Origin of the sequence: Flavobacterium sp. CG_9.10, from assembly GCF_015752245.1 — a bacterium.
Classification (GTDB): Bacteria; Bacteroidota; Bacteroidia; order Flavobacteriales; family Flavobacteriaceae; genus Flavobacterium.
The window spans coordinates 97534-121674 of sequence record NZ_JADOVD010000007.1 but is presented as its reverse complement, the minus strand read 5'-3'; the positions used below and the strand labels follow the sequence as shown (position 1 = coordinate 121674).

Below are 24141 nucleotides of genomic sequence, written 5' to 3'. Positions count from 1 at the left end.
ATTTAAGATTTCTCACTCTTTTAATTTTTTAATTAAATAAAATGTTCCTCAATAATCCAAATATAAAGCTACCCGAAGATCCAAATACAATAGTTTGGAAATACCTCGATTTGTCAAAATTTTTGGATTTATTGATGTCTGAGAAATTATTCATGTCGCGCTCTGATAAATTTGAGGATCAATACGAAGGCACTTTTAGCGAACCCACATTCGAAGAAATCAGGAAACTTTCCATTGACAATCCTGACTTTTTGAATTATTATAAAAGTCATCGGGAAAAAGTGGCTATCAGCAGCTGGCACATCAATGAATATGAATCCTTTGCGATGTGGCAGATATTCACTCAAAACAGTGAGGGTTTAGCAATTCAATCTACGATTGGAAGACTTCAAAATGCGCTTAATCCCGAAACAAATTTTGATCAGTACATTGGTGAAGTCAATTATATCGATTACAAAAAGGAGTATATTCCGTTTGATGATATGTTTTTTCCATTCCTATTTAAACGAAAAAGTTTTCAATATGAGCGTGAAGTTCGGATTATTACAGATATCGCCGAAAACAACATCAAAATTAATGAGGGTTTAAAAATCAATATTGACATCAACCAATTAATCGAAAAAATCTATATCCATCCAAAATCTGAAAACTGGTATAAGAATCTTGTTATTCAATTGGTAAAACAACTTGGATTCGATTTTACCATCGAAAAATCAGACTTGGAGAGTGATATCTTAATTTAATATTTGAATTTAAATTATAAAAATTAAACTGGCTCATAACTTATAACTTTCCATTCTTTTTTAGACAAATCGATATAATTGTAATGAACGACATCCATTTTGTCAAATTGTCCATTTTTATTAGTATCCTCAACCGTTCTAAAATACAAACAGTTTTTAGATTCAATCAAATTCCAATCTATTAATTCCTGAAAACTAGGTGATATTTTAGTAAACTTATCTCCACTTATTTGACTAATATACAATGCTTTGATATCACCGGTGTCTAATTTTCCATCTTTATTGGTATCCATATCAACCATTGTGTAGACCATAATTTGGTTTTTGGTTCTATCAGAAACTGATTTTAAATAGGTCGCAGTTTGAATTAAAACCGGTTTATCAGTTAATGCTTTAATGGAATCCGAATCGATTCGTTGAAACTTTAAATTCTGCAAAAACCCGGTAATTTCATTTTCTCCATAATTAGATATGGTAAAACTCAAATCATTCACGCTTGAAGATCCGTATCTTGTTTTAATCCCTTTTTCGCGAATACTTAAATCCCCAACTGGATGAATCAAATAATCGGTTCCTTGCATTTGGATAGGTAAATCAGCAATTGCAATTGAAGCAGCATCGGTTTTCACCGTTGTTTTTTCTTTATTCGAACCATCGTAAGTTACTTTTGGTTTTTCTGAGTCTTCTTTACAACTTGCTAAAAGCAAAACAGTTATTCCCAATAAGGCGATATGTAATTTTTTCATGATGGTATAGTATTAAAAATAAATTCAAATGTAATCATTTTTAAAAATGCTTTTGGTATTCTTTGAATGATTTATAAAACAGAAAAGCTTTAAACTAATATTAAAACTCAGGTATTTCCCCTGATTTATAAGCGCGCGTTCAATTTTACATTAAAAACTCTGGTTGTCATATAATTAGGAATTGCATATTGATTTTTCGAATATACATCGCGAACCCAAGTATTTGTAATTGCGTTCTGATTATTAAAAAGATTAAAAATTTCTAACCCTATTTCTAATTCTTTGAAACTTTTCAACCAACTTCTATTAACATTAGTTTTATCATTAATAAGTACTTTGGAAAATCCGACATCGGCTCTGCGGTAATCCTTTAATCTGTTTTGATACAAATAAGGATCTGCATATGATGGTGAACCTCCTGGCAAACCGGTATTATAAACCAAATTTAGATATATTTTCACACTTGGAATATTCGGCATAAAATCTTGAAACAGAAGTCCAAATTTCAGTCTTTGATCTGTTGGTCTTGCAATATATCCTTTATCAGCGCTATTCTCTTCTGTTTTTAGATAGCCAAAACTTAACCAAGACTCGGTTCCCGGAACAAACTCCCCATTCAATCGCACGTCTAATCCCTGCGCATAGGCTTTCGCATTATTGGTAGCAGCATATCGTATGCGAACATTATCAATTGTATAGGTATTCACATCCGTCAACGATTTATAATATAGTTCAGAGACCAATTTAAAAGGACGATTCCACATTTTGAAACTGTAATCATTACTCAAAACAATATGTACAGACTGCTGTGCTTTAACATCGGGCTGCACTACTCCATCGGCATCTCGCAATTCCCGATAAAATGGTGGTTGATGATACAATCCACCCGAAAGCCTAAAAACCATGTCCTTCTTCCAGTCCGGCTTTATGGCAAATTGTGCTCTTGGACTAAAAGTCACTTGAGATTTTCCGTTTAAGTTATCTCCCAAAACCTCCCAATTATGCATTCGTATTCCAGCATTATACCAAACTTCACTGGCACCATTTTTATCTTTACGACTCCACTGCGCATAACCTGAAAATCTATTAATTGTATTAAAATTGGTAGCTCTCACATTTTGATATGGAACAAGAGGCCCTGTATAAGAAGAATACGGCTGGTCATTTTTTGGCAAAATTTTAATTGGAGGGTTGACAGAAAAACCTGCTGAATCAATCACTTCCCACTCTACAACTCGATCTCTAATGGATTCTCGTGTATATTTGATTCCCCACTCCAATTGGTTTTGTTTCCAATCATAAATCCCTTTCACCTCGGTATTCACTATCAGTGCATCTAAATCATTTCGGGCATGATTAAGTTGTGACCCAATTCCTTTAGAATAATTAACATTACCATAGGTTTCCGATCCAATATTCGAATCAACATCCCCTAATCGATATTGTGCAAAAATATCAAAATGTTCCTGTTCCAAGGTATGAAAAACGGATCCGATAAATTTTAATGAAAAGCTGTCATTTACTTTAAAAACAGACTTTATTGCTCCAAAATAAGTATCGTATTTATCATTCTCCTTCCCTTCATAATAAACTAAAAGTGCCATAGGTTTATCCAGTGTTCCAAAATTAGTTTGACGAGTCAAAGGCTGATATTGGTATTTATTTTGCGAAATATTACCAAGAAAACTCCATTGCCATTTATCTGACGCCTGATAGTTTACATTGGTTTGAATATCAACAAACGAAGGAGTAAAATTAGTTTGCGTCTCCTGACTTTTAACCAAAAGACTATTGTTACGATACCTAACTCCAGTAATAGCAGTCCATTTTTTATTTTTGGAAGCAGCATCTATTGCAAGGCTTCCGCCAAGAAGACTAGCCTCAAGAGTAGCACCAAATTTTGTCGGTTTCCTGTAGGTAATATCCAAAACTGACGATAGTTTGTCTCCAAATTTTGCTTGAAAACCACCTGCTGAAAAATCAATATTTTGTACCAAGTCGGTATTTGTAAAACTTAATCCTTCTTGTTGTCCGGAACGTATAAGAAAGGTCCGATACACTTCAATCTCGTTTACATATACTAAGTTTTCGTCGTAATTTCCACCACGAACCGCATATTGCGTACTCAGCTCATTATTAGAATTTACACCCGGCAAGGTTTTTAAAATATTTTCAATTCCTGCATTTGCTCCAGGTATTCTCCTGATAACTTCTGGTTCTATAGTAGTAATTCCCTGAACTCTTTTCTTGTTTTTAGAAACCACGATAACTTCTCCCATTTGTTCTTCGCGATCATTCATGACCAAGTTGAACACGTAGTCTTCATTTGGTTTTAATTGAACTGAAAGAGTCGTCTTCTTCAACGAAATATGAGTAAAAATGACAATCAATTTCTGATTAGCGGGAACTGCTAAAGCAAAGAATCCATTCGTATTGGATTGTGTTGCTTTGCTTAGACAAACAACATTTACGTTATCAATTGGTTTATTATTGGAATCCAAAATAATTCCTTTTATTCGAGCAGTTTGTGCAGTCAGGGAAAACCCCACACAGATAAAAAGCAAAACAAGTATTAATCTATTCGTACTCAAATGATATGGGATTTATTTTTTTTGACTTCTAAAAAAACGAGTTGTAAAGGTAGTCGAATTTCCTACATTATCAATTACAACCACTTTTAAATCATTGGACCCTTCAGCCACAATTCCATCTTTAAAATTATGGGTTATTTTTTTTGTTTTATTATCATACTCCAATAATATCCAGTTTCCATTCAAGTAACCATTATAGGATTTTATGCCAGATAAACTATCACTAATAATCAGTTGAAGCGACTTTTGATCACTTACCCATTTTCCCTCAATTGATTTAGTGATCGAGATTTTTGGCGCAATCGTATCTAGAACCAATGCATACTGACCTAATGTTTTGGATTTTGCGGTAAACAAACTATCCTTTCGAAAGGTAGGGAAATAGCTTATTTTTTTTCCTTCAATCATACCAATAAATAGTTTGCTTCTCTGAGCCTCTGTGTATTTTTTATCTTCAATCGAAATGGTAAAATTACTATGAGCCGGAACAATATCTTCATGAAGAAATAACGTATCCTTTTTTACATCAAAATTTAAATTGAAATCATCATAAAAAGTTCCAGCAGGAAAGTAAACTGATATATTATCTTTAGCAAAATTGCTGTCTTTATTTGCCTTCACAAAATAATTTGAAACAATTGGTTCTTCCTCAATAATGGTTGTTAAAAGATCATATTGAATAGGGATAGAAATAGTACTTTTATTTCCATAAAAATCAGAAACTTCAATGCGACAAACGGACTTTAAATTTGGAAGCACTGTAACTATTCCATTATTTTCGTCGGTTTTGATGACACTAAGTCCAAATTTATTTTTCATGAATAATTTCTGAACCCTCTGGTCTGTTTTTTTATACTTTGAATAATCAATGAGCGCATTTACATAACGCATTTCATCAAAAGAATAGCTTTCAAATTGATAGCCGAAATTTGGTTTCCCATTTAAAAAAGACTGTACCTTATATACTCCATTTTTATTGAACGAAACATCGTCATAATCAAAAGTTGCAATCCCCAACCCTATTTTCCCATTAGAAACTACCTTCTCAGACAAATAAGTTCCGTCTTTTTGCAACGATAAATTCAGTAACACTGGACGCTTTGAATGATTAACCGTAGTTTTATTGTCTACTGGATAAACATAAAGATTTGAAATAACAGGCTTTTTAGTGTCTTTGAAATTTTTATCAAAACCAAAAAACATGGGATTTACAACTTTTTCCGTTTTAGTATCTCGAATTTCAAAATGCAAATGTGGTCCTTCAGAACCACCCGTATTACCAGAAAAAGCAATCACCTGGCCTTTCTTGACAGGCAAATCATCCGGTTTCAGAAACATTTCAATTTCAAATGCGCGTTCCTTGTAATGGGTTTTCTTTATATAACTTTCTATCGCTTCATTGGCTCTTTGTAAATGTCCATAAACAGAAGTATAACCATTAGGATGCGTGATATAAATTGCTTTTCCATTCCCGAAAGTTGATATTTTAATTCGAGAAATATACCCATCTGCAATAGCGTGAACAGTTAACCCTTCCTTTTGCATTGTTTTTAAATCAAAACCTGCATGAAAATGATTGGGTCTCAATTCCCCAAAATTACCTGAAAGTTGCATGGGAATATCTAGAGGTGGACTGAAATAGTCTTTTGGGTAATCTGTTTGAGCAAAAAGAGCGCTGCTGAAGAAAAATAAATAAATAAAAAATTTCATTGAATAGATTTTTGCTAAGGTAAAAAAAAGCAGTTAATAAAAATCAGAAAAAAATCAAATCACAACATACTGAATTACATATAATTGATTTTTTTAACGTAAAAAAATCAATAAAATATTGCAAAAATAAAAAGGAATACTAACTTTGTAAGATTAAGTAATGAATTAGGAATATAATGAGTGTAATTGCAGAAATAATTGATACTCTTGAAAATAAGGTTGAAAAACTTTTCATAAAAATGAAAAGTTTAGAGAAAAACAGTCAAGATTTAAAAGTTGAATTAACAAAAGCTGCACAGTTCATACAAACACAATCACAAGAGATTGAAGCGCTAAAAACGCAGTGTGAAACACTCAAAATGGCCAACGCATTACTAGGCAGTGACGAAAACAAAAGAGATACAAAGCTTAAAATAAATTCATTAATTCGCGAAATCGACTACTGTATAGCACAGCTATCAGATTAATAAAAGATATGGACGAAAAGCTTAAAATTAAAATATCAATTGCAGACAGAGTCTATCCATTGACGGTTGATTTGTCTCAGGAAGAAGGCCTTAGAAGCGCTTCAAAGAAAATTGATGTGATGATAAAGCAGTTTGAAGAAAATTATGCTGTACGTGATAAGCAAGATGTATTAGCCATGTGCGCTTTACAATTTGCATCACAATCAGAACAAAAACAAATTGACAATTCAATTGATGGCGAAGCAACCATTGAAAGAATTAAAAAAATCAATGCGATTTTAGATCAATATCTCGACAATTAAACGTTCTTTACAAAGACTAAGATACTGCCTACATTAGTTCACATTTGGTAAACTCAACACTAACATTTTAGAATGAGCAAATCATCACTTCTAAAGCATGCCACGCTTCGGCGAGGAAACTTGAACAGTGAGTTAGCTCAAAACTTGTCATTCAGAGTTTATTCAATCTCACTAATGTAGGCTTTTTTTATATATAAATTTTAACAAACATGGACATAGTAACGATCATCATTTCAGGAATTATAGGTATTGTAGGAGGTTTTGGAATAGCCAAAATAATTGAAAAAAGCAATATTTCTAATTTAATCAAAAACGCTAAAAAAGAAGCTTCATCAATTTTAAAAGATGCTAATCTTGAAGCAGAAAACATAAAAAAAGATAAAATACTGCAAGCAAAAGAAAAATTTATTGAATTAAAATCAGAGCACGAGCAAGTTATATTGTCTCGTGATAAGAAAGTAGCTGAAATCGAAAAAAGAATTAGAGACAAAGAATCTCAAATTTCTAATGAATTATCAAAAGCTAAAAAAGTCAATGATGATTTCGAATCAAAAACTTTAGAATACAACTCTAAAATAGAAATTCTTGACAAAAGACAAACAGAGGTTGATAAACTACACAAAAGTCAATTGCAACAACTGGAAGTTATCTCTGGTTTGTCTGCTGAAGAAGCTAAAAATCAACTGGTAGAAGGTTTAAAAGCAGAAGCAAAGACCAAAGCGATGTCGCATATTCAAGATACTATTGAAGAAGCGAAATTAACAGCACAACAAGAAGCGAAGAAAATCATCATCAATACTATTCAAAGAGTTGGAACTGAAGAAGCAGTTGAAAACTGTGTTTCGGTGTTCAACATTGAATCAGATGATGTTAAAGGTAGAATTATTGGTCGTGAAGGTAGAAATATTAGAGCATTAGAAGCTGCAACTGGAGTAGAAATCATTGTAGATGATACACCTGAAGCAATTATTCTTTCTTGTTTTGACCCAGTTCGTAGAGAAATTGCACGTTTGGCACTACATAAACTAGTAACAGACGGACGTATCCACCCAGCACGTATTGAAGAGGTTGTTGCTAAAACAGCTAAACAAATTGACGATGAAATTATAGAAGTTGGTAAACGTACCGTTATCGATTTAGGAATTCATGGATTGCATCCTGAATTGATTAAAGTCGTAGGTCGTATGAAATACCGTTCTTCTTATGGACAAAATTTATTGCAACACTCCCGTGAAGTTTCTAAACTTTGTGGAATCATGGCAGCAGAATTAGGTCTTAATGTAAAATTAGCCAAGAGAGCTGGTTTATTGCACGATATAGGTAAAGTTCCAGATGCTGAAAGTGATTTACCTCACGCTTTACTAGGAATGCAATGGGCTGAAAAATATGGTGAAAAAGAGGAAGTTTGTAATGCTATTGGAGCTCACCATGATGAGATAGAGATGAAATCTTTATTATCACCGATTATTCAGGTTTGTGATGCGATTTCAGGTGCAAGACCAGGCGCAAGAAGACAAGTCTTAGATTCTTACATCCAACGTTTAAAAGACTTAGAAGAAGTAGCCTACGGATTTAGCGGTGTAAAAAATGCTTATGCTATTCAAGCTGGTAGAGAACTTCGCGTAATCGTTGAAAGCGAAAAAGTTTCTGATGACAATGCTGCTACTTTATCTTTTGAAATATCTCAAAAAATACAAACTGAAATGACTTATCCAGGTCAAGTGAAGGTAACTGTAATTAGAGAAACAAGAGCAGTTAATATTGCTAAGTAATCCCATACTAACCTTCCCCGAAGGAGACGATTCATACTTTAAAAAAAAATGATTAGCGGTAAGGCTAATCATTTTTTTTTTGCTTTACCCCCTACCCTTTGGGGAGACTGCGAGGGGATTCTTTCTGGGATGAAAAGTGTTAATTACATCTGTCAAAAATTTTCTATCAAGATGAACATAAATCTCGGTAGTCGTTATTGACTCGTGTCCAAGCATTAACTGAATGGAACGCAAATCAGCTCCATTTTCCAGCAGATGAGTAGCGAACGAATGTCGTAAAGTGTGTGGGCTTATATTTTTATTCAAATTTATTTTGACCGCTAAATCTTTAATGATTGTAAAAATCATTGCTCTAGTCAACTGTTTCCCCCTTCTATTCAAAAACAATGTATCTTCAAATCCTTTTTGAATACTAAGATGTGTTCTATTATTATTTCTATAAATTTGGATGTATTTTTGCGTCAAATCCCCAATAGGTACAAAACGTTGCTTATTTCCTTTTCCTGTAATTTTAACAAATCCCTCTTCAAAAAACAAATCTGAAATTTTTAACGCCGCTAATTCCGAAACTCGAAGCCCACAACCGTAAAGTGTTTCCAGCATAGCGCGATTACGTTCTCCTTCATTTGATGTTAAGTCAATTGCAGCGATCAGTGCATCAATTTCTTCCGTAGACAATACATCCGGCAGCTTTCGTCCTGTTTTTGGTGTTTCAATCAATTCTAAAGGATTATTGGTCCGATAATCTTCAAATATTAAATAGCTGAAAAAACTTTTTAATCCGGAAATAATTCTGGCTTGTGAACGCGGGTTTACCTGTTTTGAAACGCTATAAATAAATTGCTGCAACGTCTCTTCACCTATTTCTATAGGCGAAACAATAATTCCATTTTCATCAAGAAATTGACACAATCGGTCAATATCGAAGGTATAATTTTCGATAGTATTCTTTGACAAACCACGTTCGATTTTCAAGTACGACTGATAGCTTTTAATGTATAAATTCCAATTCATGTAGACAAAGTAAAGACTTTTTTAGACATAAAAAAACCTCCTAAATAAGCTACCGTGTGAACACAAAAATTGGATAGGATATTAAACACGAATTTCACAAATTTGCACGAATCAATTTGTGCAAATTTGTGAAATTCGTGTTTAACTTTTTAATATCAACTTAAAAATCAGTATAAATCTCCTTAATCGGTGTTATCCGTGTCCTATTTTAAATTTCTGTACAGACGTTAGCCTAAATAAGATGTTTTAAAATATTTTATAATTGAATTCAAAAATAAGAGATAAATAGTCCTAAGAATAAATTTTATTTACCCCATTTTCCACCACCAATGTAAAAACCTACATGAATACCAAGATAGGAGTTAGGTACTGTTCCTTTATTATTACCATTTATATCTTGCAAAGTAGATTCGGGAACGATATTATATTCTAAACCCATTCTAAATTTTCCCAACTCAAAACCACCTCTCACTAATACTCCCATTTTACCGCTTGCAGCTATTGCAGTATTATCTGCGCTATTTGCGGTATCAAACTCAACATTTGCTATACTATAATAGCCCAAACCACCTCCAAAATAAGGTACGAAAGATTTTTCAGATCTATTAAAGTAGTAATCATAAGTAGCAACATAAGAACCATTAGCAGAAACCTTAGCACTTGTAGTACTACCCGAATCATATACATCTCTAACTATCGCGGCAGCTCCTATTCGCAAACCCACATTCATGTTGTCTTTTATATTATATTTTGGCTCAATAGAGAACAATAATCCAGCTCCTCCATTTGATGGAACAAATCCAAAATCTAAACCAACTCTGAATCCACCTTCCTTTTGAGAATATCCATTTGTAAAAACTAAAAATGCAACTACTGCTAAAATTATTTTTTTCATTTTGATTATAATTAAAATTTAAAATTTTTACTACAAAAATAATAATAAATGTTAAAAATCAAAATCTATTAAAAAATTGTTTTACCCATAAAAAAACCTTCCGTTGTGACAGAAGGTTTAAAATAATATTTTACTTGATCGTTAGAATTTGTAACCCAAAGAAATTTGAAAAACAGAATTTTTCCACTCTGATTCTCCTGGAAACACATCTTTTTGTAATCGTGTTAAACCTAAATTATAACGAGCACCAAGCATAAATTTTTCAGCGAAATCATAATTGGCACCAAAACCCAATCCTACATCCGTAGATTCAAAATCATTCTTAACATCCTCAGATACTCCACCGGATTTTGCTTCGGCCGATACTAGAAATCCAATTTGAGGTCCAAATTCAAGACTAAAAGTATCTGCTACATAATATTTGGCCATTACCGGAATAACTATATAGTCTAATTTCAAATCCCCATCGTCACCAAAAGAGTCTAATTTAACTCCTTGAGCAGAATAAAGTAATTCAGGTTGCAGTGCGAAATTGTCACTTATCATAAATTCAGCAAAAAATCCTGCATGAAACCCTATTAAAGATTTTGAATTAACACCGTCTTGGTCAATATTAGAAATTGAAGCAATATTTAAGCCTCCTTTAATTCCAAAAGACATTTCCGATTTTTGTTGTGCATTTACATAACCAAATAGAAATATCGTAACAATTGTTAAAGTAATTTTTTTCATGATCTTTTATTTAAAATGTAGGGTCAAATGTAAAAAATTTTACTTCTAAAATATGTTATATAAAACACAAACTAGTTAATTATCAAACTATTAAGTTCAAATACACCTTTAACATTAAATAGTAAGATTTAATCATTGTTTTTTGGCACGAAAAATGTATTAACATAAAAAAACAATCCTAAAAATTGGTATTTTTACATAGTATTAATAAAAAAAATACTACTCAGGACTCTACCGAAATCTTTATTTTTGTTCTTTTTATAAATTTATAACAACAATTTGTTTAATAATAATAATGAGCAATAATTGTTCAAATACCGAGTTTTAAGTTTAAATAATTAATAAAAATTAAAATACCATTTTATGAAAAAGACAATCTTAGTTGCCATTGTACTCGTAGCCGCTTCATTTCAAATGCAGGCACAGTTAGTTAAATTTGGAATTAAAGGGGGAGTGAATTACGCGAATCAAACAGGATCTGATATCACAGTAAATAGCACTAATTACAATACTTCAGCAATCACAAGTTATCATGCCGGTTTAATTGCAGAAATAAAACTTGTAGACAGTTTCGCTATACAACCTGAATTATTATATTCTACTCAAGGAGCGACTTACAAAAATGCAGTTGAAGAATTTAGAAATGAATTAGGCTATTTATCGATTCCGGTTTTAGCAAAAATCAATCTGAATAAATTCGTCAGCCTTGAAGTAGGTCCACAAGCTTCATTTTTATTGAGCGAAAGAAACAATTTTGACGTAAAAGATGCAAACACTTTTGATTTTGCGGTAGTTGGAGGTTTAGGCCTAAATATTACTAAGAATCTTTTTATTCAAGGACGATACGGTTTAGGATTAACGGATGCTTCAAAAGATGCTGAAGTAAAAAACTCTGTTGTTCAAATTTCCGCAGGTATTAAGTTCTAAGAAATAAAATATTTATTTCTAAAACCGTTCCAATATATGGAACGGTTTTTTTATTTTTACAAAAAACACTACAATGAAAATCAGTATCATTAACGGACCAAATCTTAATCTTTTAGGGAAACGTGAACCAGAGGTATATGGAAATCAAACTTTTGAAGAGTATTTTACTACTTTACAAATAAAATTTCCAACCATTGAATTTACATATTACCAAAGCAATATAGAAGGGGAGTTAATTGATAAAATTCAGGAATTTGGTTTTTCATTTGATGGGATAATCCTTAATGCTGGCGCTTATACACATACATCTGTAGGTATTGGCGATGCCATAAAAGCCATTACCACACCGGTTGTTGAAGTTCATATCTCAAATACTTTTTCGCGTGAAAGTTTCAGACATCAATCGTATATCTCCGGAAATGCAAAAGGTGTTATTCTAGGTTTCGGATTAAAAAGTTATGAATTGGCCATACAGTCTTTTTTATAGTTTCAACAGAACAATCATGTAACATTACCTACAATTAAGCGTCTTACTAAGAAAATATTTTTTATGAAGAATGCTTACTTGTTCCTATTATTATTCTTATCTCTTTATTCCAATGCCCAAATCAAAGGAATCATCACTGACGATAAAGGAAATCCATTACCCTTTGTCAGTGTATTTGAAGAAAATACCTATAATGGTACCACCTCTAATGAGCAAGGAAACTACCAACTAAATATAAAATCAGTTGGTAAAAACAAGATAGTCTTTCAGTATTTGGGATTTAAAACCCAAAAACGAGCCATTACAGGAGGAACTTTACCTTATACTTTGGACGTAAAAATGCTAGAGGAAAGTTTCTCGCTAAACGAAGTTGTAATTAACACCAAAAATAATCTTGCTAATGCCATCATAAAAAATGCGATTGCCGGCAAAAAAGAAAATACGGAAAATACAGCTCGTTTTACAGCCGATTTTTATTCCAGAGGAATCTTCAAATTAAAAAATGCCCCTAAAAAAATATTTGGTCAAAAAATTGGCGATTTAGATGGCGCTTTAGATTCAACTGGAACAGGAATTATTTCATTGTCGGAAACATTTTCTAAAATCACTTTTGAAAAACCAAATAATTTAAAAGAAGTAGTTACCGCTTCAAAAGTAAGCGGAAATGATAAAGGTTACAGTTATAATACTGCACGTTCGTCGTTCTATGACTTTTATGAAAACAACATAAAGTTTGGTATTAATATGATTTCCCCCATTGCTGATAATGCTTTTAACTATTACAAATTTAAATTAGAAGGAACGTTTGTTGATGAAAATACCCAAATTATAAATAAAATAAAAGTAAGTCCCAAACGTGATAACGAACCGGTTTTTGAAGGCTACATTTACATAGTTGACGATTCCTGGGCTATTTACGCGGTAGATTTGGATATAAAAGGGTATCGAATGCATCAAGAGTTCATTGATGTTATGAACCTGAAACAAAATTTCAGTTACAATAAAAACAGTAGAATTTGGGCAAAAAATACGCAAAGTCTCGATTTTACTGCAGGTGCTTTTGGTATAAAATTTAATGGAAAATTCAATTATGTATATAGTAATTATGAATTTATAAATTCTTTTGCTAAAAAAACTTTTACAAATGAAATTACACGCATCGAAATAAATGCCAATAAAAAAGACAGCCTTTTCTGGAATACCAACAGACCCATTCCATTAACAATCGAAGAAAGTACGGATTATATTAGAAAAGACAGTATTTACAAGGTTAGACATTCTGAAAAATATCTAGATTCAATAGATGCAAAAGAGAATAAGTTTAAACTAATGAAATTACTCAGCGGTTATACTTATAAGAACAGTACAGACAAATACAGTCTTAGTTATGAGGGTTTATTAAACATAGGGTCACTAAGTTTTAATACCGTACAAGGTTATAATTTTGATTCTGGGTTTCGATATACCAACTGGAAAAACCAAGAATACCAAGGAAAATACACCTCAATAAGTACTAAACTAAATTACGGTTTTGCGGAAGATCGCTTGCGTATAACGGGACAATTCATTCATCGATTCAACAAAATGAATTACGCAACTTTCGATTTGACAGGCGGAAGTTCCATCAAGCAATTCAATCCGAATGCTCCCATCAGCAAAGCTATAAACACAATAAGTTCATTAGCATTCAAAAATAATTATATGAAATTGTATAATTTAGAATCTGTAGGATTAGGGTACAGTCAAGACATTGCAAATGGAGTGAACCTAGGAGGAAAAATAGAATATCAGCAACGCAAACCTTTATTTAACAATACTGATTTTTCTTATTTTAACAAGTCTGATTTATATACTTCGAATAACCCTTTAGCTCCGAATGATTTTACTAGTCCGGCTTTTGAAAAACACCATTTAACGAAAGCTAATTTACTTGCAAAAATCAATTTTGGAAACAAGTATTCTTCTCGTCCAGACGGAAAATTTAATATTAGAAATGAAAAATATCCTACCCTTTATTTAGGGTATGAAAAAGCATTTGCAGCTAATGACAAGAAATACGAGTTTGACCATTTCAACACACGATTAACCTATGATTTCACATTGGGAAATAAAGGAGTTTTAGGGTTGAATCTTAAAGCAGGAAAGTTTCTGAATGCGGATAATATTGCTTTTATAGACTACAAACATTTCAACGGAAACCAAACGCACATAGGTCAAACCGAACGTTATTTGAATGTTTTCAACTTACTGCCTTATTATTCAAACAGTACCAATGACAGCTATTTTGAAGCGCATGGCGAATACAACGACAAAGGGTATATCATGAATAAAATCCCTTTGTTGAATAAGCTAAAATCCACTTTGATTCTGGGTGCTCATGCACTTTCTACCCCAAATAACAAACCATACACGGAAGTAACTGTTGGATTGGACAATCTAGGTTTTGGAAAATTCAAACTGTTTAGAGTTGATTATGTTCGTTCTTACCAAAACGGTTATAAAGGCGATGGAGTAGTTTTTGGTCTTAAATTTTTAAATATTTTGGAGTAGTTTTTGGTTAAGTTTTAATAAAAAAAGGAGCAGATTTTAAAAATCTGCTCCTTTTTTTACGAAACACAGCCTCTATTAACTTTCCTTTCTAGGTCTACTTTAATGTTCTTCACTAGGTTCCACATGAATCAAAACGTGGCCCAATTCAGGTAATTTTTCTCTCAAAGTATCTTTTAGTTGATGAGCTAAATCATGCCCTTCTTTTACAGTAATATTTCCATTGACAATTGCGTGTAAATCAACATGATATTGCATACCAGCTTTTCTGATGAAACATTTTTCGGTATCAATAATCCCTTCCACTTGGAGCGACACTTGTCTTATCTTTTCAATGAGATCATCATACAAATGCTCGTCCATGATTTCTCCCAGGGCAGGTCTAAAAATTAAATAGGCATTGAATAGTATAAATCCAGACGCAAAAAGTGCAGCCCAATCATCAGCAGATTCGTACCCTTTGCCCATAATTAGAGCAATAGAAATTCCAATAAATGCAGCTACAGATGTTATAGCATCGCTTCTATGATGCCAAGCATCAGCTTTAAGCGAAGAACTATTGGTCTCAATACTTCTTTTAATAACCACGCGAAAAGAATACTCTTTCCATATGATTATCGCCGCAAGTACATAAAGTGTCCACGAATGTGGCAAATCATGTGGCGTTCTAATATTGCCAATACTTTCATAAGCAATGATTGTAGCTGAAGTAATTAAAAAACCTACCACCAAAAAAGTGATTAACGGTTCTGCTCGACCATGTCCATAAGGATGATTTTTATCCGCTGGTCTATTTGAATACTTAATTCCAAATAAGACCAAAAATGATGCAAAAATATCAGTCGTAGATTCGATTGCATCTGCAACGAGAGCATACGAATTTCCGAAAAAACCAGCTAAGCCCTTTATGATTGCCAAACTTATATTTCCAACGATACTAAAATAAGTGGCCTGTATTGCAGTTTGTTCGTTTGACATGATTCTTTTTAAAAATTAAAAAAAAATAAAATCGTTTAAATAAACCTAATTGAATCTATGTATTCAAAATCTATTAGGATTACTTAAACGACCTTAGTATAATAATGAGTTTATGCTCGAATAATATTGGCTCCAATAGCTCTCAATCGTTCGTCAATACGCTCGTATCCTCTATCTATTTGTTCAATATTTTGAATAGTGCTAGTTCCTTTTGCCGAAAGCGCTGCAATCAATAATGAAATTCCCGCACGAATATCTGGTGAAGACATTGTGGTTGCTTTCAATTGTGATTTGAAATCATGTCCCATAACAACCGCTCTATGCGGATCACACAACATGATTTTTGCTCCCATGTCGATTAACTTATCGACAAAGAATAATCTGCTTTCAAACATTTTTTGATGAATCAATACATCTCCTCTGGCTTGTGTGGCAACTACTAAAACGATACTCAATAAATCCGGAGTAAATCCAGGCCAAGGTGCATCTGATATAGTAAGAATAGAACCATCAATATCGGTTTTCACTTCGTAACCATCAACATGAGCAGGGATATAAATATCATCTCCTCTGCGTTCTAGCGTAATCCCTAATTTTCTGAATGTATTTGGAATAACACCAAGATTTTCCCAACTTACATTTTTAATTGTTATTTCACTTCTAGTCATGGCAGCTAATCCAATCCATGAACCAATTTCAATCATATCAGGAAGAATTCTATGCTCACAACCGCCCAAACTATCCACTCCTTCAATAGTCAATAAATTAGACCCAACACCAGTAATATTAGCTCCCATGGAGTTTAACATTTTACACAATTGTTGTAAATAAGGTTCGCATGCTGCATTATAAATTGTTGTTTTTCCTTTTGCCAAAACGGCAGCCATCACAATATTAGCTGTTCCGGTTACAGATGCTTCATCTAGCAGCATATCAGCTCCTGTCAATCCATCTGCAGCTTCAACGCCATAAAAATGATCTTCTCTATTGTAACGAAATTTCGCTCCCAGATTAATAAAACCTTCAAAATGGGTATCTAATCTTCGACGACCTATTTTATCTCCTCCAGGTTTTGGAATATATCCTCTGCCAAAACGAGCTAAAAGTGGCCCAACAATCATAATGGATCCACGAAGAGATCCACCTTCTTGCTTAAAAGCTTCGGTTTCTAAATATTGAACATTTACATCGTCGGCTTGAAAAGTATATGATCCTGATCCATTTTTCTGAATTTTTACTCCTAAATTTCCTAAAAGCGTAATCAATTTGTTGATATCAATAATATCAGGAATATTGTTGATTGTTACTTTTTCAGAAGTCAAAAGAACAGCACACAAAATTTGTAATGCTTCATTTTTAGCTCCTTGTGGTGTGATTTCTCCTTTAAGATGAATGCCACCTTCTATTTTAAAAATTCCCATTTTTTACAGTTATGAGTTATAAATTATTAGTTATGAGTTAAAAAGTTACGAGCTAAAAGTTAATGCAAAAAAAATTCATAACTTATAACTCCTAATTTAAAACTGACTTACAAAGGTTTTCTGTTTTGGTTTTTGTGTACCGGATTGGTCTTTCCAGTTTTTAAATTCTTGTTACTAAGAATTTTTGGTTGTCCAACAGGCAAAATTTTGTTTGACACCCGTTTATTTGTTCGTAATAAATCAGTAGTGTTCAATAGTTCCTCAGTACTCTGAATTAAATTCAATTTCCCATCGGATAGCTCATACAAATGTTCGAAAATAACATCATCTTTTACCGTGTCTTTGTTCCAACTCAAATAGGATTTTTTCATATGATTAGCGATAACTTTCACTAATGCATTTTTCATTTCACCATCTTCCCATTTATTGGCTACATCAATCATATATTTTATGTTGTTGCCGTAATATCTGTATTTTGGGAAATTTTGAGGATATTTTAATACATCTGGTTTTAGTTGTAACACTTCACGAGATGGTATTGGATATGGAGAATCGGCAACCAATTTAAAATCAGACATGATAAAAATTTGATCCCATAACTTGTGCTGAAAATCAGGAACATCCCGTAAATGAGGATTCAAACTTCCCATTACTTGAATAATGTATTTTGCCGCCTTGTTTCGCTCGACATCATCTTTAATTTTAGTTGCCTGATCAATTAGTTTTTGCAAATGACGTCCGTATTCTGGAATAATTAAATGCGATCGTTCCGCATTATATTCCAAATGGTGAACAACATCGTTCGAGTTTTCCTTAATATATTTTGAATTCATATTCGAATGTATATTTTTTTGATTTTGCATGACACTTAGCTCCAAAGATTAACAATCATTCGAATGTATCATCTAAAAACTATCTTGTATTTAAAGGGAAACAATACCTTTAATTATAGAAACTTCCAGGTATTTATCAACTATTTCTTGTGAGTCTTTCACAGTAACATCAACAGATATACTGGTAAATTTACCAGTCTTGGACCTTGTTGTTTTAATAACTGCACCCATACAATCAAAAGCTGATTCAACACGTTCCACGTTATCATTTTCAGTAGGCACAATAAATTTAAATAAGTACAAAGCCGGCCAAGTATTAGCTAAATCCAACTCCACTTTTAATCTATCGTAAAATTCTTCAGTCTCTTTATCCATTTTCTTTTAAAAATAAAGGCAAATATACGGTTTCAAAAGTAAATTATGAATTATGAATTATGATTTTTTGTCTAATATCATTTTAACACGAATCATTTTTTTAAATCCCAATAAGTTTAAGTAAATTTGCGCCTTATTTTTTAAAAGTGCAGAAAGAAATCATAGTTATCATTGGCGGTCCTGGAACAGGCAAAAGTACTATCATAGACGGATTAATTGCGAACGGACATTGTTGTTATCCCGAAATCTCTCGGGAAGTAACTTTGGAAGCAAAAAAACAAGGAATCGAACAATTATTTCTTGAACAACCGCTACTATTCAGCGAACTACTGCTTGAAGGAAGAAAAAAGCAATTTCAAAATGCTTCAAAAGAACCTCACGACGTTGTATTTATCGACCGGGGAATTCCAGATGTTTTGGCTTATATGCACTACATCGGCGATACCTATCCTGATTTTTTTGATGATGCCTGCAAAGAACATATCTATTCAAAAATTTTCATTCTTCCGCCTTGGGAAGACATATACATTAGCGATGGTGAACGTTATGAGAACTTCGAACAAGCTAAAATCATCTATTCTCATCTTGCTGAAACCTATCAAAATTACGGCTACGAACTCATAGAAGTGCCAAAAGATACCGTAGATAACAGAATTCTGTTTATCTTAGATGAAATTTCCAGATAATTTTTAAATTTTGGATTTTTAAATTTGGAATGTTTTCGACGAAACGAAACCCGTAATCTATGCAAGAAGCAGTAGCTATTCTTCAAAAATATTGGAAACATGATAAATTTAGGTCGCTGCAAAACGAAATTATTAATTCCGTTTTAAGTGGCCAAGATACTTTTGCTTTAATGCCAACTGGTGGCGGAAAATCAGTCTGTTTTCAGATTCCTGCGATGATGAACGACGGAATTTGCTTAGTTATTTCACCTTTGGTTGCCCTAATGAAAGACCAAGTCGCCAATTTGCAAAAGCGGGATATAAAAGCCATAGCGCTTACTGGCGGTATAAAATCGGAGGAAATGATTGACCTTTTGGACAATTGCCAATTCGGAAATTATAAATTTCTTTATTTATCACCGGAACGATTACAATCGGATTGGATATTGGAACGAATAAAAAACCTTCCTATCAACTTAATTACAATCGATGAAGCACATTGTGTTTCACAATGGGGACACGATTTTAGACCTGCTTATCTGAAGATTTCCTCGCTAAAAAAACATTTCCCAAAAGTCCCTTTTTTGGCTTTGACCGCAACAGCTACGCCAAAAGTTAAAGAAGACATCATCAACGAATTAGGATTACATGATCCTCAAGTTTTCCAAAAATCATTTGCAAGGGAAAATATCGCTTATATGGTTTTTGAAGTAGAGGACAAACTTTTCAGAATAGAACAAATACTGAAGAAAAATCCGGAACCTTCTATAATTTATGTACGAAACAGGAAATCATGTTTGGACATTTCATCCCAATTACAGTCTTTAGGATTCAAGTCCACTTACTATCACGGCGGACTTACGTCCAAAGAAAAAGATAAAAATATGCAGTTGTGGATGAACGATGAAGTACAGGTCATTGTTGCCACAAATGCATTTGGAATGGGAATTGACAAAGCCAATGTAAAAACGGTGATTCATATTCAACTGCCCGAAAATTTAGAAAATTATTACCAAGAAGCGGGACGAGCGGGAAGAAATGGTGAAAAAGCATATGCTATTTTATTAACAAGTCCTTCGGATATCTTGCAAACTGAAAATCAATTTATAAATATTCTGCCTGACAAACAGTTTTTGAATCAAATGTATGTCAAGCTCTGTAATTATTTCCAAATCGCATATGGAGAAGGAATCAATGAACAGTTCACTTTCAATTTGAATCATTTTTGTTTAAAATATGGCTTTCCTACGTTGAAAACATACAATGCTATGCAATTTCTGGACAGGCAAGGCATTGTTAGTCTATCTCAAGAATTTTCTGAAAAAATTACGCTTCAGTTTCTAATTCCGTCCAAAGAAGTAATTAGGTACATGAGTTTGAATCCTAATGACGAAGAAATAATTTTGGCAATATTGCGAACCTATCCCGGAATTTATGAGATGCAGACGGCATTTAATTTAGATTTGATTGCAAAAAAATCGAATCATGCTGTTGCAGAAATACAAGCGGTTTTAAAAAAATTAAAGGAAAAAGACATTATAGAATATCATTCGAAAAATAATGATGCCACTTTAATTTTCAACGAAGTTCGCGAAGATGAAAGAACCATTAATAGAGTTTCTAAATATTTAGAAAATCAAAACCTATTAAAAAAGGAACAACTCAAGGCTGTACTCCATTATATCAATGAGAAAAAAGTTTGCAAAAGTAAATTGATTTTGAATTATTTTGGCGAAAAAGTAACTACGGATTGTGGTATTTGTTCCTATTGTATAACAAAAAAACAACGCAAACCAGATATTAATTCGCTTTCTGCAGCAATAATAACTTTATTACAAACTGAAAATTTAAATTCCAGAGAAATACAAGATAAAACTAAAAATAAGCCGGACGATATTATCTTTGTATTGCAACATTTATTAGATAATAACACCATACTTGTAAAACCAAACAATAAATATACTTTAAGATCATAATGGAAAAATTACGAATTGTTTTCATGGGAACACCTGAATTTGCAGTTGGAATTCTGGATACCATAATCAAAAACAACTATGAAGTTGTTGGCGTTATCACAGCGGCAGACAAACCTGCCGGTCGTGGACAAAAAATAAAATACTCTGCTGTAAAAGAATATGCATTAGCAAACAACTTGGCTTTACTGCAACCTACAAATCTTAAAGACGAAACTTTTTTAGCCGAATTAAAAGCTTTGAATGCCAATTTACAAATAGTAGTTGCTTTTAGAATGTTACCAAAAGTAGTTTGGGAAATGCCTTCACTGGGGACTTTCAATCTTCACGCTTCACTCCTACCCAATTATCGCGGTGCCGCACCCATCAATTGGGCAATTATAAATGGAGAAACAAAAACTGGCGTGACCACTTTTTTCATTGACGATAAAATTGATACGGGAGCCATGATTCTAAGTTCGGAAATTGAAATTGGGGAAAGTGAAAATGCTGGAGAATTGCATGACCGATTAATGAATCTAGGAAGCAAAACCGTTATCGAAACTTTGGAAATGATTGAAAAAGGAAATGTAACGACCATTATTCAGAAAGACGATTCCGATATAAAAACCGCATACAAACTAAATAAGGAAAACTGCAAAATAGATTGGACAAAATCAGCTTCCGAAATTAATAATTTAATAAGAGGTTTGAGTCCATATCCGGCTGCCTGGTGTTTCTTTGGCGATAAAAATGAAGAGTGGAATGTGAAAATATATGAAGCAAAAATAATTTCAGAAGATCATTCCTATGACGTAGGCCATATAATTTGTACCAAAAAAGAAATGAAAGTTGCTGTAAAAAACGGATTCATCCAAGTGTTAAATTTGCAATTTCCTGGAAAAAAAAGGATGACAACTGCCGAATTACTAAACGGAATCGCTTTTACCGAAAATGCAAAAGCCTATTAACGTCAGTAAAATGGGAGTTTATCGATGATTTAAGCACTAATAATGTTGCTTTATGAACAAAAAAAATAAGTTATCAACAAAACGAACTAAAAATAGAGAAAACACTTGCAAGGAACGTATTTCCTACTAAATTTGTGTATTAACAATTTTTTTTAACCAACAATTAATAACTATTTATTATGAACAAATCAGAATTAATCGATGCTATGGCTGCTGAAGCAGGAATTACAAAAGCTGCTGCAAAATTAGCTTTAGAGTCATTTTTAGGAAATGTAGGTGGTACCTTGAAAAAAGGTGGAAGAGTATCTTTAGTAGGTTTCGGATCTTGGTCAGTTTCAGCTAGAGCTGCTAGAGACGGTAGAAATCCTCAAACAGGAAAAACTATTCAAATCGCTGCTAAAAATGTGGTGAAATTTAAAGCTGGTGCAGAATTAGAAGGAGCAGTAAACTAGTTTAAGTTTTCCAATATAATAAAACCTTCCTATGGAAGGTTTTTTTATGCACTTTATCGAGTTTATTTGGTAATTTCACAATATTATTCTTAAATTTAATATAGTAAAAGACAACGTCATGATCTCAGAAAAATTAAGAAAAGGAAATCTCCTTATAGCAGAGCCTTCCATAGTTGGCGATCTATCATTTAATAGATCCGTAATTTTATTAGCAGATCATAATAAAGAAGGATCTGTTGGTTTTATTATCAATAAGCCATTGAAATATACAATTAATGATTTAATCCCCGAAATTTACGCGAGGTTTAAAATCTATAATGGTGGTCCGGTAGAACAAGACAATCTATATTTCATACACAATATTCCAGATTTGATTCCAAACAGTATTGAAATTTCAAATGGAATCTATTGGGGCGGTGATTTTGAATCTACAAAAAAACTGATTAACAACGGTCAGGTCACTAAAGATAACATTCGCTTTTTCCTTGGTTACACAGGTTGGGATGAAAACCAACTAGAATCTGAAATGCAAGAAAATTCATGGATCATTGCTGAAAATAACTATGAAAATAAAATCATTGGTAAATCAGCCACTCATTTTTGGAAAGAACAAATAAGAGAATTAGGAGGAGAATACCTTATTTGGTCAAATGCTCCCGAAAACCCTTATTTGAATTAATTTACACTGATTGCTTCATTAAGCAATTGCAGTAATTGATTTGCTACTTTCGTAGTAAAGTTTTTCTTGCGATATTTAGTGATAGGCTGTATCCCTTTTATCACATTAGTAATAAATAATTCATCCGCTTTTTGAAGGTCAAATGGAGAAATTACCTCTTCAACGACTACTATGTAATCTATTTTTTTGGCCAATCCTAAAATCTGTTTTCTCATTACGCCGTTCAGACAACCCTCTGAAACCGGCGGGGTAATTAGTTTATTTCCAATCAGCATAAAAATATTTCCTTGTAATGCCTCAATGACATTCTTACTGTCATTCAATAGAATACAATTATCCAAGCCATTCTCACTAGCATAAATACTTCCCGTTATGTTAATGATTTTATTGGTTGTTTTTATAGAAGAGAGTAATTGCTTGGTCACGTAAAAATCTTTGTACAGATCTACTTCATATTCCTTATCTTCAATTGAATAATAGGTGTTTTCTAAAGCTACTGCATGAATCAAAAAAGAAACACTATTACTGAGCGGTAAATAATACCCTCCATCATTTCTATAAACAGTTATTCTGGCACGTGACGAATCCAATAATGAATTATTCTTTGCCAAGGATAGAATTTGCTCCTCGAAATATTCCATCGTGAAATTCATCGGTATTTCCATTCGGATCACTCGCATAGAAGACATCAGTCTAAAATAATGATCTTCTAAGAATAGAATTTTATTATCTATTATTTTAACCGTTTCGAAAACAGCATCACCATATAAGAAAGCGCGGTTTTGTGTTAATATATTAGCATCTTGTGACACTATAATTCCATTAAAATTAATCATAAAAAAAGCCCTAAATTTTGTTTAGGGCAAATATAAGTTATAAAAT

The 24141-nt window shown here is 32.7% G+C and carries 23 protein-coding genes; 12 read left to right on the top strand and 11 right to left on the bottom strand.

All coding sequences use genetic code 11. From position 1 onward, the window contains the following. The first annotated feature begins 41 nt into the window (after positions 1-41). Positions 42-743, top strand: a complete 702-nt coding sequence (locus IWX84_RS07795; RefSeq protein ID WP_196850179.1) for a hypothetical protein — start codon at positions 42-44, stop codon at positions 741-743. A 23-nt stretch (positions 744-766) separates the two neighbouring features. Here IWX84_RS07795 and IWX84_RS07790 read toward each other — a convergent pair whose 3' ends face one another. The 3 genes from IWX84_RS07790 to IWX84_RS07780 all read right to left on the bottom strand — a co-directional run bounded on the left by IWX84_RS07790 (position 767) and on the right by IWX84_RS07780 (position 5790). Next, entirely contained in the window at positions 767-1489 is a 723-nt protein-coding gene (locus IWX84_RS07790) for a hypothetical protein (RefSeq protein ID WP_196850178.1), read from the bottom strand. 125 nt (positions 1490-1614) lie between these two features. After that, a complete protein-coding gene (locus tag IWX84_RS07785) occupies positions 1615-4080 on the bottom strand; it encodes a TonB-dependent receptor plug domain-containing protein (protein WP_196850177.1) in 2466 nt (821 codons plus the stop codon). 12 nt (positions 4081-4092) lie between these two features. Next, positions 4093-5790, bottom strand: coding sequence for a M23 family metallopeptidase (locus IWX84_RS07780; protein WP_196850176.1), 1698 nt, complete (start codon positions 5788-5790; stop codon positions 4093-4095). Positions 5791-5966: 176 nt separating this feature from the next. Between IWX84_RS07780 and IWX84_RS07775 the strand changes: the two genes are divergently transcribed. From IWX84_RS07775 to rny, 3 genes are all read left to right on the top strand, one after another. Further along, a complete protein-coding gene (locus IWX84_RS07775) occupies positions 5967-6257 on the top strand; it encodes a hypothetical protein (RefSeq protein ID WP_196850175.1) in 291 nt (96 codons plus the stop codon). Between the two features lie 8 nt (positions 6258-6265). Next, positions 6266-6559, top strand: coding sequence for a cell division protein ZapA (locus IWX84_RS07770; protein ID WP_196850174.1), 294 nt, complete (start codon positions 6266-6268; stop codon positions 6557-6559). Between the two features lie 209 nt (positions 6560-6768). Further along, positions 6769-8331, top strand: coding sequence for a ribonuclease Y (gene rny / locus IWX84_RS07765; protein ID WP_196850173.1), 1563 nt, complete (start codon positions 6769-6771; stop codon positions 8329-8331). 84 nt (positions 8332-8415) lie between these two features. On the opposite strand, the gene xerD is transcribed toward rny, so the two are convergent. From xerD to IWX84_RS07750, 3 genes are all read right to left on the bottom strand, one after another. Further along, positions 8416-9345, bottom strand: a complete 930-nt coding sequence (gene xerD, locus IWX84_RS07760; protein WP_196850172.1) for a site-specific tyrosine recombinase XerD — start codon at positions 9343-9345, stop codon at positions 8416-8418. A 304-nt stretch (positions 9346-9649) separates the two neighbouring features. Next, positions 9650-10240 carry an outer membrane beta-barrel protein gene (locus IWX84_RS07755; RefSeq protein WP_196850171.1) on the bottom strand — a complete coding sequence of 197 codons (591 nt, stop codon included), beginning with the start codon at positions 10238-10240 and terminating at the stop codon, positions 9650-9652. A gap of 141 nt (positions 10241-10381) precedes the next feature. Further along, positions 10382-10972, bottom strand: a complete 591-nt coding sequence (locus IWX84_RS07750) for a porin family protein (protein ID WP_196850170.1) — start codon at positions 10970-10972, stop codon at positions 10382-10384. A 363-nt stretch (positions 10973-11335) separates the two neighbouring features. On the opposite strand from IWX84_RS07750, the gene IWX84_RS07745 reads away from it, so the two are divergent. From IWX84_RS07745 to IWX84_RS07735, 3 genes are all read left to right on the top strand, one after another. Beyond that, positions 11336-11899, top strand: a complete 564-nt coding sequence (locus IWX84_RS07745; protein WP_196850169.1) for a porin family protein — start codon at positions 11336-11338, stop codon at positions 11897-11899. A gap of 73 nt (positions 11900-11972) precedes the next feature. Continuing rightward, entirely contained in the window at positions 11973-12386 is a 414-nt protein-coding gene (gene aroQ / locus IWX84_RS07740; RefSeq protein WP_196850168.1) for a type II 3-dehydroquinate dehydratase, read from the top strand. A 63-nt stretch (positions 12387-12449) separates the two neighbouring features. Continuing rightward, the gene (locus IWX84_RS07735) at positions 12450-14936 is read left to right on the top strand and encodes a DUF5686 and carboxypeptidase regulatory-like domain-containing protein (RefSeq protein ID WP_196850167.1); all 2487 of its coding nucleotides are present in this window, start codon (positions 12450-12452) and stop codon (positions 14934-14936) included. 99 nt (positions 14937-15035) lie between these two features. Here the strand turns inward: IWX84_RS07735 and IWX84_RS07730 are convergent, their stop codons facing one another. From IWX84_RS07730 to IWX84_RS07715, 4 genes are all read right to left on the bottom strand, one after another. Next, the gene (locus IWX84_RS07730) at positions 15036-15911 is read right to left on the bottom strand and encodes a cation diffusion facilitator family transporter (RefSeq protein ID WP_196850166.1); all 876 of its coding nucleotides are present in this window, start codon (positions 15909-15911) and stop codon (positions 15036-15038) included. 110 nt (positions 15912-16021) lie between these two features. After that, the gene (gene murA, locus IWX84_RS07725; protein WP_196850165.1) at positions 16022-17332 is read right to left on the bottom strand and encodes a UDP-N-acetylglucosamine 1-carboxyvinyltransferase; all 1311 of its coding nucleotides are present in this window, start codon (positions 17330-17332) and stop codon (positions 16022-16024) included. 107 nt (positions 17333-17439) lie between these two features. Continuing rightward, a complete protein-coding gene (locus tag IWX84_RS07720) occupies positions 17440-18165 on the bottom strand; it encodes a DUF4290 domain-containing protein (RefSeq protein WP_196850164.1) in 726 nt (241 codons plus the stop codon). Positions 18166-18255: 90 nt separating this feature from the next. Next, positions 18256-18540, bottom strand: a complete 285-nt coding sequence (locus tag IWX84_RS07715) for a DUF493 family protein (RefSeq protein WP_196850163.1) — start codon at positions 18538-18540, stop codon at positions 18256-18258. Between the two features lie 146 nt (positions 18541-18686). On the opposite strand from IWX84_RS07715, the gene IWX84_RS07710 reads away from it, so the two are divergent. From IWX84_RS07710 to IWX84_RS07690, 5 genes are all read left to right on the top strand, one after another. Next, complete coding sequence (locus IWX84_RS07710; RefSeq protein WP_196850162.1) at positions 18687-19226, top strand: AAA family ATPase; 540 nt, start codon at positions 18687-18689, stop codon at positions 19224-19226. A gap of 59 nt (positions 19227-19285) precedes the next feature. Further along, positions 19286-21181 (top strand): ATP-dependent DNA helicase RecQ, encoded by a 1896-nt coding sequence (locus IWX84_RS07705; RefSeq protein WP_196850161.1) that lies wholly within the window; start codon positions 19286-19288, stop codon positions 21179-21181. Next, on the top strand, positions 21181-22128 hold the full coding sequence (gene fmt / locus IWX84_RS07700; RefSeq protein WP_196850160.1) for a methionyl-tRNA formyltransferase: 948 nt from the start codon (positions 21181-21183) through the stop codon (positions 22126-22128). Before IWX84_RS07705 ends, fmt begins: the two co-directional genes overlap by 1 nt. A 179-nt stretch (positions 22129-22307) precedes the next feature. Further along, complete coding sequence (locus IWX84_RS07695; protein WP_073210174.1) at positions 22308-22580, top strand: HU family DNA-binding protein; 273 nt, start codon at positions 22308-22310, stop codon at positions 22578-22580. 118 nt (positions 22581-22698) lie between these two features. Beyond that, positions 22699-23259: a YqgE/AlgH family protein gene (locus tag IWX84_RS07690; RefSeq protein ID WP_196850159.1), complete on the top strand. Its 561-nt coding sequence runs from the start codon at positions 22699-22701 to the stop codon at positions 23257-23259. On the opposite strand, the gene IWX84_RS07685 is transcribed toward IWX84_RS07690, so the two are convergent. Beyond that, positions 23256-24095 carry an aminotransferase class IV gene (locus tag IWX84_RS07685; protein ID WP_196850158.1) on the bottom strand — a complete coding sequence of 280 codons (840 nt, stop codon included), beginning with the start codon at positions 24093-24095 and terminating at the stop codon, positions 23256-23258. The two genes, IWX84_RS07690 and IWX84_RS07685, sit on opposite strands and share 4 nt — an antisense overlap. Positions 24096-24141 lie beyond the last annotated feature (46 nt).